Origin of the sequence: Youngiibacter multivorans, assembly GCF_017873395.1 — a bacterium.
In the GTDB taxonomy this organism is placed as follows: domain Bacteria; phylum Bacillota; class Clostridia; order Clostridiales; family Clostridiaceae; genus Youngiibacter; species Youngiibacter multivorans.
The window spans coordinates 120885-134961 of record NZ_JAGGKC010000003.1; the positions used below are offsets into that span (position 1 = coordinate 120885).

Below are 14077 nucleotides of genomic sequence, written 5' to 3' on the forward strand. Positions count from 1 at the left end.
TTGATTTGAAGGTTAATGATTTTTATTATGATCTTCCTGAGGAACTGATTGCTCAGCATCCTCTGGAAAAAAGGGACAGTTCGAGACTGATGGTAGTTGACAGGGTTAGCGGTGAGATATCGCACAGGGTATTTTCAGACCTTCCGGAATATCTGACAGAAGGCGATGTGCTTGTGATGAACGACACCAGGGTAATCCCTGCAAGGCTTATCGGGTCCAAGGAAGGCTCGGGAGGAAAGATCGAGTTCCTGCTCCTGAAGAGGAAAGACAAGGATACCTGGGAAGCTTTAGCAAAGCCTGGAAGGCGTGCAAGGCCAGGAGCCAGGTTCACCTTCGGAGAGGGACTCCTTTCGGCTGAAGTTGTTGAGGTCCTCGATGACGGAAACAGGATAGTAAGGTTCGAGTATGAAGGCGTATTCGAGGAGATCCTTGACACTCTGGGAGAGATGCCGCTTCCTCCCTATATTACTGAAAAGCTCTTGGACAGGGAAAGGTATCAGACAGTCTACTCGAGAGAAGAGGGGTCTTCAGCGGCACCGACAGCTGGGCTTCACTTCACGCCCGAGCTGCTGGAGAGGATCAGGGAAAAGGGTGTGGAAACTGTGTTCCTGACTCTTCACGTGGGGCTCGGGACATTCAGGCCGGTGAAGGTTGAGGATATCGATGCTCACGTTATGCATTCAGAATACTTTTCAATATCAAGGGAGACTGCAGACAGGATCAACGCTGCGAAGGCTGAAGGAAGAAGAGTGATATCAGTAGGCACCACTTCAACCAGGACCCTCGAGACGGTGGCTGATGATAAGGGATATGTAAGGGAAGTGTCGGGATGGACCGACATATTCATATATCCCGGCATCAGGTTCAAATGCGTCGATGCTCTGATCACTAACTTCCATCTGCCGGAATCAACGCTTATAATGCTGGTGTCAGCACTGGCGGGAAAGGAGAAGACCATGGAGGCCTACAGGACGGCTGTCGGGATGAAGTACAGATTCTTCAGCTTCGGCGACTCCATGTTCATTAAATAACATGTATACTTTATTGAAAACAGAAGGATCTGCGAGAAGAGGAAGGCTTACGACGCCACACGGCGATATCGAGACTCCCGTATTCATGAATGTAGGTACTCTTGCGGCAATCAAGGGTGCGGTATCTTCAATGGACCTCAAGGAGATCGGCTGCCAGGTGGAGCTGTCTAACACTTATCATCTGCACCTCAGACCAAGCGACAAGGTCATAAGGAAGCTTGGGGGATTGCATAAGTTCATGAACTGGGACAGGCCCATACTGACTGATTCCGGTGGATTCCAGGTTTTCTCCCTGGCCTCAATGAGGAAGATAAAGGAAGAGGGCGTATATTTCAGCTCCCATATAGATGGCAGCAAGATATTCATGGGTCCTGAGGAATCCATGAGGATACAGTCCAATCTGGCATCGACCATAGCGATGGCATTCGATGAATGCGTTGAAAATCCAGCCCCGAGAGATTATGTGGAAAGGTCTGTGGAACGTACGACAAGATGGCTTGACCGATGCAGGAAAGAGATGGACAGGCTGAACTGCCTTGAGGATACCATAAACAGAAAGCAGATGCTGTTTGCCATAAACCAGGGAGGCACCTACAAGGACCTGAGAGTGCTTCATGCAAGGCAGATTTCCGGAATGGACATGGATGGATTTGCCATAGGAGGTCTTGCAGTCGGTGAAACGCATGATGAGATGTATGATGTCATCGAAGCTGTAGTACCGCACCTGCCTAAGGACAAACCAATTTACCTTATGGGCGTGGGACTTCCCGAAAACATACTGGAAGCTGTCGACAGGGGAGTGGATTTCTTTGATTGTGTCCTTCCGGCAAGAAACGGAAGGCATGGCCATGTGTTCACAAATTCAGGCAGGCTGAACCTCAACAACGCGAGGTTCGAGACTGATGATGCTCCAATAGATTCCACCTGCAGCTGTCCGACCTGTAAAAGCTATACCAGGGCATATATCAGGCACCTGTTCAAGGCGAAGGAGATGCTTGCAATGAGGCTGTGTGTTCTACACAATCTGCACTTTTACAACACAATGATGACAGAGATAAGGGACGCACTTGATAACGGTACTTTCAGTGAATATAAGGAACGAAAGCTTGCCATGGTAAGGGGTAAATTATAGCTTCTTGTAATCAAATAATGTACAATTTGTGAAAATCACTTTAATTCAAGGCGTTATTTAATTATAATAAGATATATTCATTTGAAGGAGTTGCATTGATGACTGAAATAATCATGCAGAGCTGGCCTATACTGATCCTCCTTGCTGTCTTCTATTTTCTTACGTTCATGCCCGAACAGAAGAGAAGGAAGGCTTATCTGGAGCTTATAGGAAGTCTGAAGACAGGAGACATAGTGACTACGAGGGGCGGCATAGTAGGCAGGATTGCCGTCATAAGTGAAGACAAGATAATTCTGGAGACCGGGCCGGATGCTGTCAGGATTGAAATGGCAAGGAACGCTGTCGCGAATCTTGTCAGGAAAGAAACCAATCCGGACGATTGACATGGAACAGAAAGCATATGACAATCAGGCAGCAGCCTAGGCTGTTGCCTGTTTTGATGAAAAAGGGCAACCAAATCGAATTTTACGGAGGAAGGTTATGAAAAAGGGAAGATACACAACAATTCTAATCGCAATTATATTAATATTGTCATTCCTTGCGTACATGGGCCTTGAGGGCTTCACTCTGCAGGGATACAGGTTCAAATCCTTCGGGGAGGTCATAAAGAGAGGCCTCGACCTTCAGGGTGGAGTAACTGTCGTCATGGAAGTGCAGACAGACAGCCTTGAGACAACGGAGCTTGATGTCATCAAGAACCTTCTCGAAATGAGGGTAAACAAGGTTGGAGTCAGTGAAACCGTGGTAACCACGGAAGGTGCCAAAAGGATAAGGATTGACATACCTGGCGCGTTCAATTCCAGCGAAATAGTGAAGAGCCTGTCGACCACAGGAGTCCTCACATTCAAGGACCCGGACGGCAATGTAATTCTAACTGGCAGTGACGTCAAGCTGGCAGAAGCCAGGGTAGACAACACAGGCGCGGCAATCGTATCGCTTGAGCTTAACGAGTCCGGAACGACGAAGTTCGCTGAAGCAACAAAGAAATTCATCGGGAAGCAGATTTCAATCAACATGGATGCTGAACAGATTTCAAATCCTGTTGTCAATGCTGAGATATCAAACGGAGAAGCAATGATCACGGGAATGGATTCCCTTGAAGAGGCTCAGTTCGTAGCTGGCATCATCGCTTCCGGAGCACTTCCTTATCCAGTCAAGGCTGTTGAAGTCAAGACAGTAGGGCCTACTCTTGGAGCGAACGCACTCCCAAACACAATGAAAGCGGGAATGGTAGGCATCGGGCTTGTCGTAATCCTTATGATAGGGTATTATAGGAAGCCTGGATTCCTCGCATCACTGGCGCTGGGATTCTACATATATCTTGTTCTGCTTATTTTCTACAGCATAGATGCTACTCTTTCCCTTCCAGGAATCGCAGGATTCCTACTAACCATAGGAATGGCGGTTGATGCCAATGTCCTGATTTTTGAGAGGATAAGAGAAGAGCTGAAGTCGGGGTCGGATGTTAAGAAGGCGCTTGACGCAGGCTTCCACAGGGCAATGTCATCCGTTCTTGATGCCAACATAACTACGATAATAGCCGGACTTGTACTCTACTTTGTCGGAACAGGAGCCGTGAAGGGATTTGCACTGACGCTCATGATAGGTATTGTAGTTTCAATGTTCAGTGCAATAGTAATAACAAAACAGCTGCTGAAGATAGGCCTGCATACCGGTATGCTAAAAAAGCCTTCCGACTTCGGTGTCAAGGAGGCTATAGCAAATGCGTAAGACGAATTTCAAGATAGTTGGAAAATGGAGAATCTGGTTTACGTTCTCAATGGCGATAATAATCCTTGGTCTTGGCTTCATGGCAACTAAAGGACTTAATATGGGAATCGACTTTGCTGGCGGCACAAGCGTTGTGATCGAAATGGGAAGTGATTTCAACAAGGCGGATGTGGATGCGGTTGTAAAGAAATACGATACGAATGCAGTCTCGTCCAAGGTCAACGGTACTCAGCTGGAGCTTAGAAGCCAGAGCCTTGATACTGAAAACACTGCAAACCTTGTTGCTGAGCTCAAGACAGCATATAAGCTTTCTGAAAATCCGGTAATATCTGAGAGTACAATAGGTGCTGCAATAGGTGCGGAGCAGACTTCTGGCGGTATCAAAGCGGTACTCATTGCTTCACTCCTTATGCTGATTTATATCTCATTCAGGTTCAGATTCAATTTTGCTTTGGCTGCAATTATCGCGCTGCTGCATGACATCCTCATAACGCTATCGGTATATGCGATATTCCAGATACCGCTCAATACTCCGTTCATCGCTGCAGTACTTACAATTCTCGGCTACTCGATAAATGACACGATAGTAATATTCGACAGGATAAGGGAAAACCTAAAGAGCAACAAGCACAAGACGCCTGAAGCAGTTGCTGACCAGTCGATAAACCAGTCGATAACAAGGTCCATCAATACTTTGGCAACAACGCTTTTCACAATCGTTGCAGTTTATGTGTTCGTACCTGCTGTCAGGGATTTTGCGCTTCCGATAACCATCGGAATAATTTCCGGAGGCTATTCATCAACGTTCATTGCAAGTCCTGTCTGGACGATGCTTGAGAAGAAGATGATAGAGAAGCATACTGCAAAGAAGAAGGCCCCCTTCAAGGCCGCGAAGGCAAAATAACGGCTCATGCAGCCGGGCTGTGCCGTTTGTAGGCGCAGCTCTTTTGTATTATAATTATAGTGTTTTCAGGACGGTGAATTTCCATGGTGAGAATCCTAAAAAGAATAATAGAAGGCGCATCATGGACTCAGGCAGTTCCTGAGTATAAACCGCCTTACATAGAAAGACTGACGAAGGCCATCAACAACAGGGAAAAGGTAATAGTCTACGGTACTGGCGACAGGGAGGGAATCTGCGGGATATCCATACTCGTACTGGTACTTAGGTATTTCAATTCAGATGTGGAGTATTTCGTGGTCGACGGCAACGAAAGCGCTGATGAACTGAAGGACCTGGTAAGGCGACACATCGACTTCTTCTCACCTGGACTTATGATAACTCTCTCTGAGAGGATAACAAGAGCTGCCTGTGAGGCTGCCGGCGGCGGCGAAGGTCTGGCAATGGCAATTGGCGCAAGAACTGAAGGAGATGCTCTCTCATACTATAAGGAAGACCTGTCCCTTGTAGGGAATGTATACCAGCTTTCAGAGCTTCTTTCAAGGTATTACAATACAAGGAATTTCATGAGATACTCGGATCTCGTGTATCTTGGTGCTCCTGCCGGGAGTCCTCTAGGAAAGGACGAAAACCTGTACAGGTCGCTTGGCCGGGAACAGCTTGATTGCACCACCAACTACGGACTTTGCGCAGCCAAGGCTATTACAAGAGGCGATATCGATGGAATCAGAAAATTCATAACGCCAAAGGACAATCCGGTAGGCGCTTTAGACAACTCACGAATTATTATCGAGATGCTCACGACTGGCGATGGAAACAGAGCGGAGCAGATCGCAAAATATCTTCAGAACCTGGCACTATGCTGAAATGGGGGATAACATGGATTTCAAGGAGAATATCAGGATAATCGAGGACTTTCCTGTAGAGGGAATAAGCTTCAAGGACATTACAACTCTTATAGGCAACGGTCCGGCTTTCAGGACTCTTATTGACAACATGGCAGAAAAACTGAAAGGCCAGAACATTGATTATATCGCTGGACCCGAAGCAAGAGGCTTCATATTCGGAGTACCACTTGCGTATGCGCTGGGGATTGGATTCATTCCGATAAGGAAAAGAGGGAAGCTGCCGGCAGAAACGGTGGCTATAACCTACGATCTTGAGTATGGCACTGACACTCTTGAAATCCACAAGGATTCCTTCGAGAAGGGTGCAAGGATCGCTCTTGTCGACGACCTTCTGGCGACAGGTGGCACAATATCAGCCTGTGCAAGGCTTATTGAGCTTGCCGGAGGCAAAATTGCATCGGTGGACTTCATAATCGAGCTTACTGGACTGAAGGGTCGTGACAAGCTTGACGGATATAGCGTCGAGTCAGTCGTCCAGTACGAATTCTAGACAAATACGTACAATATCAATATAATGTAAAAAATGGCCGTCAAATGCGGCCTTACACATCATCGGGTGGTGAAGGCAATGCTTTATGAGCTTCTGGCGAAGATTGACAAGGCGGGAAACATTAACAAGGAAACTGTCATAAAAGCATATAACCTGGCTGTGGAAGCGCACAAGGAACAAAAGAGGGAATCTGGAGAGCCTTACGTGACGCATCCTGTTGAGGTCGCCTCGATCCTTGTCGACATGGGTATGGATACCAATACTGTGGCGGCAGGGCTGCTTCATGATGTCATCGAAGATACGAAATATACGTATGCTGAGCTTCAGGAGATTTTCGGAACTGAAATCGCCGAGCTTGTTGATGGAGTTACAAAGCTTGGTAAGATCAAGTACAAGTCAAAGGAAGAGGAACAGGCAGACAATGTAAGGAAGATGCTGCTTGCTATGGCCAAGGACATAAGGGTCATAGTAATAAAGCTTGCTGACAGACTTCATAATATGAGGACGCTCAGATATATGAGCCCTGACAAGCAGAAGGAGAAGGCGAAGGAATGCTTCGACATCTACGCACCTCTTGCCCACAGGCTTGGAATGTTCAGGATAAAGTGGGAGCTTGAGGACCTGGCCTTCAGGTACATGTATCCTACAGAATATTACGACCTTGTCAACCAGATAGCCGAGAAGAGGAAGGAAAGGGAAGCCTATATCTCGAACATCATGGCAGATATAGTAGACAAGCTTAAGAATGCCAGCATAACCTGTGATATAGACGGCAGGCCCAAGCACTTCTACTCGATATACAGGAAGATGATGTCGCAGAGCAAGGGGATCGACCAGATTTTCGACCTGACAGCAATAAGGGTAATTGTGGATTCCATCAAGGACTGCTATGCTGCGCTTGGAATAGTACATACAATATACAAGCCGATACCAGGCAGATTCAAGGACTATATTGCGATGCCAAAGCCCAACATGTACCAGAGCCTCCATACCACCGTCATCGGACCTCAGGGAAAGCCATTCGAGATTCAGATAAGGACCTATGAGATGCACAAGGTTGCTGAGTATGGTATTGCTGCTCATTGGAAATACAAGGAAACCGGGACATCCAGGGAAGGATCGAAGGATTCCCTTGACCAGAATATTGTCTGGATAAGGGACATGCTCGAATGGCAGAAGGAGACATCTGATGCTGAAGAGTTCATGGAAGCCTTCAAGATAGACCTGTTCGCTGATGAAATATTCGTATTCACACCTAAAGGAGAGGTCATAAACCTTCCTCAGGCAGCTACGCCCATAGATTTCGCGTACAGGATCCATACAGATATTGGAAACAAGACCATCGGTGCAAAGGTCAACGGAAACATGGTGACTCTTGATTATAAGCTTAAGACCGGCGAGATAGTCGAAGTGCTCACGTCGTCAAAGCCGAAGGGTCCCAACATCGACTGGCTCAACATCGCTACTTCGAACCAGGCAAGGACTAAGATCAAGGCATGGTTCAAGAAAGAAAAGCGTGAAGAGAACATGCAAAGGGGCAAGGAGCTTCTTGAGAAGGAAGCAAAGAGGCAGGACAGGAATTTTGCCGACATTGCCAAGGGCGAGACGCTGGAAAAGCTTATCAGGAGATACCACGGGAATTCTATCGAAGACCTTTTTGTAGTGGTGGGAGCAAACCAGGTCATACCCTCAGTAGTTGTAAGCGCACTTAAGGAAGCGATTGAAGAATCAATCCGTGCGAAGCAGAATGAGGATAATGAGGCATCACTCAAGAACGCTGAAAAGCAGATAGAGGCATCCAGGAAGAAGGCAAAGGAAAAACAGTCCAAATCCTTCTTCGGTGTGAGGGTCACCGGAATGAACAATGTGCAGGTAAGGTTTGCCAAATGCTGCAATCCACTGCCAGGTGACGGCATAGTCGGGTACATCACCAATTTCAGGGGAATATCAATCCACAGGACTGACTGCACTAACCTTTCGAGCCTGAATATTGATGATGAGCACAGGATGATCGATGTGGAGTGGGAGACTGAAAGCAAGGAGCTTTACAGCGCAAGGCTTCAGATAAATGCTGTGGACAGGCCGAACATGGTCACAGATGTCATGGGAGTGGTGACTGAGCTGAAGATTCCTTTGAATGCCATCGATGCTGAGAGTAAGAAGGATGGAACCTGCGTAGTCCATATGTCGCTGCTTATAAGGGATATAAATCTTCTGAACGAGACTATGAAGCGTCTCAGGAAAATTAGCAGCGTTACCGACGTATTCAGGATCGGAAATGCCTGAATGGAGTTGTTATTATGAGAGCAGTGATACAGAAGGTTTCTTCATCCTGCGTGAGAGTTGAAGGAAGGATAACAGGAAGCATCGGGAAAGGGTTCATGGTGCTTCTTGGCATATCAACGATGGATACTGCAGAAGACCTGTCTTACATCGAAGAAAAGATTTCAGGCCTTAGGATTTTCGAGGACAATGATGGCAAGATGAATCTTCCCCTATCTGATGTTGGCGGCGAAATCCTTGTAGTCTCGCAGTTTACCCTTTACGGCGACGCAAGAAAAGGAAGAAGACCAAGCTTTATTCAGGCTGCAAAGGGACCTGAGGCAGAAGCGCTCTATGAAGAGCTTCTTAAGAGGCTAAGGTCGAGAGGATTCAGAGTTGAGACAGGAGAATTCGGTGCGATGATGGAAGTCACCATTGTCAATGACGGACCTGTTACCATACTGCTGGACAGTGATAAGAAATTCTGACAGGAGGAACAAATATGCTGGTCATAAAAAGAATTGTAGTAGGCATGTACATGGAAAACTGTTACATTGCATACGATGATGAGAGCATGGATGGATTCATAGTGGATCCTGGTGAAGAGCCGGGTGCGATAATCGGGTATGCGGAGGAACTGAAGGTAAAACCAAAGTTTGTTCTCCTCACACATGGACATATAGACCATGTGTCAGCGCTGGATGATGTCTGCAGCCACTTTGGAATCAGGGCATACGTATCCTCCGAGGATAAGGAAAGCATGGGAACAAATACACAGGTGTTCGGAAGCACCAGTGCAGCTATGGATATCATATCAGACGGAGACTCAATTGACTTTTCCGGATACGGGATAAAGGTTATTGCCACTCCGGGGCATACCAGGGGCGGCATGTGCTATCTTGCAGGAAACAGCCTTTTCTCAGGAGATACACTCTTTTCTGGATCCATTGGCAGAACGGACTTTCCTGGCGGAAATTTTGATGATCTTATAAGGTCAATCAAGACAAAGCTGATGGTGCTTCCTGATGACACTGTCGTACTTCCTGGTCATGACAGGACTACAACAATCGGCAGGGAAAGAAAGTACAATGGATATCTCGCATAGCAGCAATGTGATCAAGATAACCTGTCCTGTGGATCTGGGGTATCATGCCTACCACATCGTATCCCTGTATCATCCGTATGCTGACATAAGGATGGTTGATGAAGATAGTGACATCTGCATCAGCTTATCATCAGACAGGCTCCGTATCCTATTCTATGGTACGGAGCATCTTTGCGGATATGCTGAAAAGGATGACCTGAGGCGAGCATTGTTCACACTGCTTAAAGAAAGGACAGGACAGGAGCTGCCATGGGGGATACTTGTGGGCGTAAGGCCATCAAAGGTTGCCAGGAAGCTTCTGGACGGAGGCATGACATTTGATCAGGCCGCAGCTGAAATCAGAACGAGATACCTTGCGACAGATAAAAAGGCCAGACTGGCTGCGCTTGTGGCACAAAGGGAGACGGAACTGATCAGCGGGCTGGATACAACTGACAGCGTCTCGATCTATCTTGGAATGCCATTCTGCCCCACAAGGTGCGCATATTGTTCCTTCGCCTCGTATCCCTATAAGGGAAACAAGTATGCCGAGGATTATCTGAGGCTCATGAAAAAGGAGATCGGACTCGTTTCAGGGTACCTTGACAGGAACCGCAAGAAGGTAACGACGGTATATTTTGGCGGTGGAACTCCGACCTCCGTGGGAGACCGAGAATTCAGGGAAATCATGGAGTGCATAGGCAATGACATCATTTCAGGAAGAAATGTCAGGGAGTTCACTGTGGAAGCCGGCAGGGCTGATTCGATAACCCTGGACAAACTCAGGGCCATGAAGGAGTTCGGAGCGGACAGGATATCGATAAATCCCCAGACCATGAATGACGGGACTTTAAAGCTTATTGGAAGAAATCATGATTCAGCTGATGTGGAAAGGGCTTTCAGAATGGCTCGGTCAGAAGGTTTTGACAACATCAACATGGACATCATAATAGGTCTTCCGGGAGAAGGCATTGATGAGGTCAGAAGAACACTTGAAGGAATCAGTGCATTATCACCTGAAAGCCTGACTGTACATGGATTGTCCATGAAGAGGGCATCGAGACTATACGAGGAGTTCGTGGCGACTGGAAGGTTCCCGATAAGGTCACAGGCAGAGCTAAATGAAATGTATGCTGCAGCCCACATAGAAGCTGAAAAGCTTGGCCTTCTTCCGTACTACATGTACAGGCAGAAGAACATTGCAGGCAGCCATGAAAATGTAGGCTTTGCAAAGCAAGGCAGGGAAAATCTCTACAACATCCTCATGATCGAGGAGGTTGAAAGCATAATAGCCATCGGTGCTGATGGAATATCTAAAAAAGTTGGAAACGGAAAGATAGAACGATTTGCCAATTTCAAGGATGTCAGGGAATATGTGCTGAGGCACGATGAACTGATGGAAAAAAAGATCAGGTTTCTTGAAACCTAAGGAGGACAAAATGGCGATACAAGCTCAGAAGGGCACTAAGGACATGCTTCCGCAGGATGCCTACAAATGGCATTATGTAGAGGAAAAATTCAGAAGGATAGCCGACGAATATGGCTTCAGGGAAATCAGGACACCTATTTTCGAGGCTACGGAGCTGTTTCTTCGTGGAGTCGGAGAAACCACTGACGTGGTCCAGAAGGAAATGTATACATTTAACGACAAGGGCGGAAGAAGCATAACCCTCAAAGCTGAAGGAACTGCACCTGCTGTAAGGGCATTCGTGGAATCTTCGCTTTACAATGAAGCGCAGCCTACAAAGCTTTATTACTTCACTCCCGTTTTCAGATATGAGAACGTGCAGAAAGGAAGGCTGAGGGAGCATCATCAGTTCGGCGTTGAGGTTTTTGGCGCCGGCAGCGCTTCAGTTGACGCGGAGGTAATTTCCCTTGCAATGAGGGCCTTCAGCGAATTCGGAGTAAAAGGCCTGAGGCTCAAGGTCAATTCGATCGGGCACCCTGGCTGCAGGAATGAATACAATACCTTACTGAAGGACTACCTGACCCCTAAGTATGACAGTCTGTGCTCCACCTGCAAGGAGCGATATGAGAAGAATCCCATGAGGATACTTGACTGCAAGGTAGAGAGCTGTCAAAAGCTCATCCACGATGCGCCGCTCATGCTGGACCACATCTGTGAAGAGTGCGAGACACATTTTACCTTACTCAAGAAATACCTTGATGCGATGGAAATACAATATGAGGTTGATCCCAAGATAGTGAGGGGACTGGATTACTATTCGAAGACAGTCTTTGAAATAGTGAATGACGAGATAACAGTATGCGGAGGTGGAAGGTACGATTACCTCATTGAGGGAATCGGCGGACCCAAGATGCCTGCTGTTGGTTTTGGCCTGGGGCTTGAGAGGCTGCTGCTGACACTTGAGAGTGAAGGCATAGTTATCGAGGAGCCGGACAGGTACGACCTGTACCTCTGTACCATGGGAGAGGATTCAGCTCTTAAGGCCGCATCTCTTGCAAACAGCCTGAGGACTCTTGGAGTGAAGGTGGATTCCGACCATATGGGAAGGAGCCTCAAGGCGCAGATGAAGTACGCTGACAAGATAGGTGCAAGGAACACGATGATATTGGGCGGCGATGAGCTTTCAAAGGGCGAAGCCGTAATCAAGAACATGCGAGACAGGACCCAGACAGAAGTCTCACTTGATGCTGAAAGTATAAAGAAAGCAATACTATAGGAGTGATCGCAATGGGAGAAATGCTTGGAAATTTTAAAAGGACCCATATGCTCGGACTCGTGAGAGAAGAGCAGGTAGGTGAAGAGATAACCGTAATGGGCTGGGTGGCCAAGAAAAGAAACCTTGGATCGCTCATTTTCTGTGACCTCAGGGATCGTGAAGGAATACTGCAGGTAGTGTTTACCGAAGATGCATCAAAAGAGGCATACGACAAGGCGGATACACTTAGGAGCGAGTATGTGGTAGCGGTAAGGGGAATTGTAAGGACCAGGGAATCAGTGAACGACTCGATGCCTACAGGCAGGGTCGAGCTCATAGGAAGTGAATTGAAGATCCTGTCTGAGGCAGAAACGCCCCCGATAATGATCAAGGAAAACCTGGATGCATCTGAGAACATCAGACTTAAGTACAGGTATCTTGACCTCAGGAGACCTGACATGCAGAAGATCTTCAAGCTGAGGAGCAAGGCATACATGTCAGTAAGGGCATTCATGGACCAGGAAGGATTCCTGGAGGTGGAGACGCCGATACTTACGAAGAGCACGCCTGAAGGCGCAAGGGACTACCTAGTTCCATCCAGGAACTATAAGGGCAAGTTCTACGCTCTTCCACAGTCGCCTCAGCTTTTCAAGCAGCTTCTCATGGTATCGGGTTTCGACAAGTACTTCCAGATAGCGAAGTGCTTCAGGGACGAAGATCTGAGAGCGAACAGGCAGCCTGAGTTCACCCAGATCGACATGGAGATGAGTTTCATTCAAATCGATGACATTATTGACCTGAATGAGAGGCTTGTACAGAAGGTATTCAAGGATGTACTTGACGTTGACGTGGAAATACCGTTCCAGAGGATAACCTACAGGGAAGCTATGGACAGATACGGATCTGACAAGCCTGACCTCAGGTTTGGAATGGAGATTTCTGACCTGACTGACATAACTGGAGGTACCGGCTTCAAGGTATTCAATGACGCCATAGATGCCGGCGGATCTGTAAGGGCTTTATGCCTCAAGGGCGGAGCTTCAATGGGCAGGAAGGACATCGACAGGCTCGGTGAATTCGTGAAGACCTATAAGGCAAAGGGACTTGCCTATGTAATGCTGAAGGATGGAGAAGTAAAGTCGCCGATAGCAAAATTCCTTAGCGAAGAAACAATGTCAGCCATAATATCCAGGATGGATGCTGTGGATGGAGACCTGGTGCTTATAGTAGCTGATAAGAACGAAGTAGTATTCCAGAGTCTTGGAGCACTCAGGCTCGAACTTGCGAAGAAGACAGGAATGCTTGAGGGCAGCGAAAGGTTCAGGTTCGCCTGGGTCACTGAGTTCCCGCTTCTTGAAAGGGATGAGGAGGCCGGAAGATATGTGGCACTCCATCATCCGTTCACAAGCCCCATGGAAGAAGACCTGGAGCTGCTTGAGACAGAACCAGGCAAAGCAAGGGCAAAGGCATACGACATGGTCCTCAACGGTGAGGAACTTGGCGGAGGCAGCATAAGGATCCATGATACTAGCCTTCAGGCAAAGATATTCGGACTTCTTGGTTTTACCGAAGAGGAAGCCTGGGAGAGATTCGGATTCCTTCTTGAGGCATTCAAATATGGTCCTCCTCCACATGGCGGTCTCGCCTTTGGAATGGACAGGCTTGTTATGTTCCTTGCCGGAACTGACAACATAAAGGATGTCATTGCGTTCCCCAAAAACCAGAATGCCTTCGATCCGATGACAGAGGCACCTGACAGGGTAGAAGCTGTGCAGCTTGCAGACCTTGGAATAGCAGTGGAAAAACAGCAATAGCCTATGGAAAGCCGGGAACATTCCTGGCTTTCTTTGCTTTCTTAGTTGAATGCAGAAGGCC

General features: G+C 47.4%; 13 protein-coding genes. All 13 read left to right on the top strand.

Annotation, left to right across the window (positions count from 1 at the left end):
• Nucleotides 1-5 precede the first annotated feature (5 nt).
• The 13 genes from queA (at nt 6) to aspS (ending at nt 14016) form a co-directional block, all read left to right on the top strand.
• Nucleotides 6-1031: a tRNA preQ1(34) S-adenosylmethionine ribosyltransferase-isomerase QueA gene (gene queA, locus J2Z34_RS03135; protein ID WP_209458430.1), complete on the top strand. Its 1026-nt coding sequence runs from the start codon at nt 6-8 to the stop codon at nt 1029-1031.
• Nucleotide 1032: 1 nt separating this feature from the next.
• Nucleotides 1033-2163 (top strand): tRNA guanosine(34) transglycosylase Tgt, encoded by a 1131-nt coding sequence (tgt, locus tag J2Z34_RS03140; RefSeq protein ID WP_209458400.1) that lies wholly within the window; start codon nt 1033-1035, stop codon nt 2161-2163.
• A 98-nt stretch (nt 2164-2261) separates the two neighbouring features.
• Nucleotides 2262-2546 (top strand): preprotein translocase subunit YajC, encoded by a 285-nt coding sequence (yajC, locus tag J2Z34_RS03145; RefSeq protein WP_245250488.1) that lies wholly within the window; start codon nt 2262-2264, stop codon nt 2544-2546.
• 97 nt (nt 2547-2643) lie between these two features.
• Nucleotides 2644-3894, top strand: coding sequence for a protein translocase subunit SecD (secD, locus tag J2Z34_RS03150; RefSeq protein WP_209458401.1), 1251 nt, complete (start codon nt 2644-2646; stop codon nt 3892-3894).
• Nucleotides 3887-4798: a protein translocase subunit SecF gene (gene secF, locus J2Z34_RS03155; RefSeq protein ID WP_209458402.1), complete on the top strand. Its 912-nt coding sequence runs from the start codon at nt 3887-3889 to the stop codon at nt 4796-4798. The genes secD and secF overlap by 8 nt, the downstream gene beginning before the upstream one ends.
• A gap of 86 nt (nt 4799-4884) precedes the next feature.
• A complete protein-coding gene (locus J2Z34_RS03160; RefSeq protein WP_209458403.1) occupies nt 4885-5661 on the top strand; it encodes a single-stranded-DNA-specific exonuclease RecJ family protein in 777 nt (258 codons plus the stop codon).
• A gap of 13 nt (nt 5662-5674) precedes the next feature.
• The gene (locus J2Z34_RS03165) at nt 5675-6193 is read left to right on the top strand and encodes an adenine phosphoribosyltransferase (RefSeq protein WP_209458404.1); all 519 of its coding nucleotides are present in this window, start codon (nt 5675-5677) and stop codon (nt 6191-6193) included.
• A 78-nt stretch (nt 6194-6271) separates the two neighbouring features.
• Nucleotides 6272-8479, top strand: a complete 2208-nt coding sequence (locus tag J2Z34_RS03170; RefSeq protein WP_280922293.1) for a RelA/SpoT family protein — start codon at nt 6272-6274, stop codon at nt 8477-8479.
• Between the two features lie 14 nt (nt 8480-8493).
• Nucleotides 8494-8943: a D-aminoacyl-tRNA deacylase gene (gene dtd / locus J2Z34_RS03175; RefSeq protein WP_209458406.1), complete on the top strand. Its 450-nt coding sequence runs from the start codon at nt 8494-8496 to the stop codon at nt 8941-8943.
• Between the two features lie 14 nt (nt 8944-8957).
• Nucleotides 8958-9560: an MBL fold metallo-hydrolase gene (locus J2Z34_RS03180; protein ID WP_209458407.1), complete on the top strand. Its 603-nt coding sequence runs from the start codon at nt 8958-8960 to the stop codon at nt 9558-9560.
• On the top strand, nt 9544-10968 hold the full coding sequence (gene hemZ, locus J2Z34_RS03185; protein ID WP_209458408.1) for a coproporphyrinogen dehydrogenase HemZ: 1425 nt from the start codon (nt 9544-9546) through the stop codon (nt 10966-10968). Before J2Z34_RS03180 ends, hemZ begins: the two co-directional genes overlap by 17 nt.
• A gap of 10 nt (nt 10969-10978) precedes the next feature.
• Entirely contained in the window at nt 10979-12223 is a 1245-nt protein-coding gene (gene hisS / locus J2Z34_RS03190) for a histidine--tRNA ligase (RefSeq protein WP_209458409.1), read from the top strand.
• 11 nt (nt 12224-12234) lie between these two features.
• Nucleotides 12235-14016, top strand: coding sequence for an aspartate--tRNA ligase (gene aspS, locus J2Z34_RS03195; RefSeq protein WP_209458410.1), 1782 nt, complete (start codon nt 12235-12237; stop codon nt 14014-14016).
• Nucleotides 14017-14077: the final 61 nt, after the last annotated feature.

Excerpts from the sequence above, each read along its gene's own strand:
- tgt (WP_209458400.1), top strand. The coding sequence starts at position 1,033 with ATGTATACTTTATTGAAAACAGAAGGATCTGCGAGAAGAGGAAGGCTT.
- yajC (WP_245250488.1), top strand. The coding sequence starts at position 2,262 with ATGACTGAAATAATCATGCAGAGCTGGCCTATACTGATCCTCCTTGCT.
- secD (WP_209458401.1), top strand. The coding sequence starts at position 2,644 with ATGAAAAAGGGAAGATACACAACAATTCTAATCGCAATTATATTAATA.
- secF (WP_209458402.1), top strand. The coding sequence starts at position 3,887 with ATGCGTAAGACGAATTTCAAGATAGTTGGAAAATGGAGAATCTGGTTT.
- J2Z34_RS03165 (WP_209458404.1), top strand. The coding sequence starts at position 5,675 with ATGGATTTCAAGGAGAATATCAGGATAATCGAGGACTTTCCTGTAGAG.
- J2Z34_RS03170 (WP_280922293.1), top strand. The coding sequence starts at position 6,272 with ATGCTTTATGAGCTTCTGGCGAAGATTGACAAGGCGGGAAACATTAAC.
- dtd (WP_209458406.1), top strand. The coding sequence starts at position 8,494 with ATGAGAGCAGTGATACAGAAGGTTTCTTCATCCTGCGTGAGAGTTGAA.
- J2Z34_RS03180 (WP_209458407.1), top strand. The coding sequence starts at position 8,958 with ATGCTGGTCATAAAAAGAATTGTAGTAGGCATGTACATGGAAAACTGT.
- hemZ (WP_209458408.1), top strand. The coding sequence starts at position 9,544 with ATGGATATCTCGCATAGCAGCAATGTGATCAAGATAACCTGTCCTGTG.
- hisS (WP_209458409.1), top strand. The coding sequence starts at position 10,979 with ATGGCGATACAAGCTCAGAAGGGCACTAAGGACATGCTTCCGCAGGAT.
- aspS (WP_209458410.1), top strand. The coding sequence starts at position 12,235 with ATGGGAGAAATGCTTGGAAATTTTAAAAGGACCCATATGCTCGGACTC.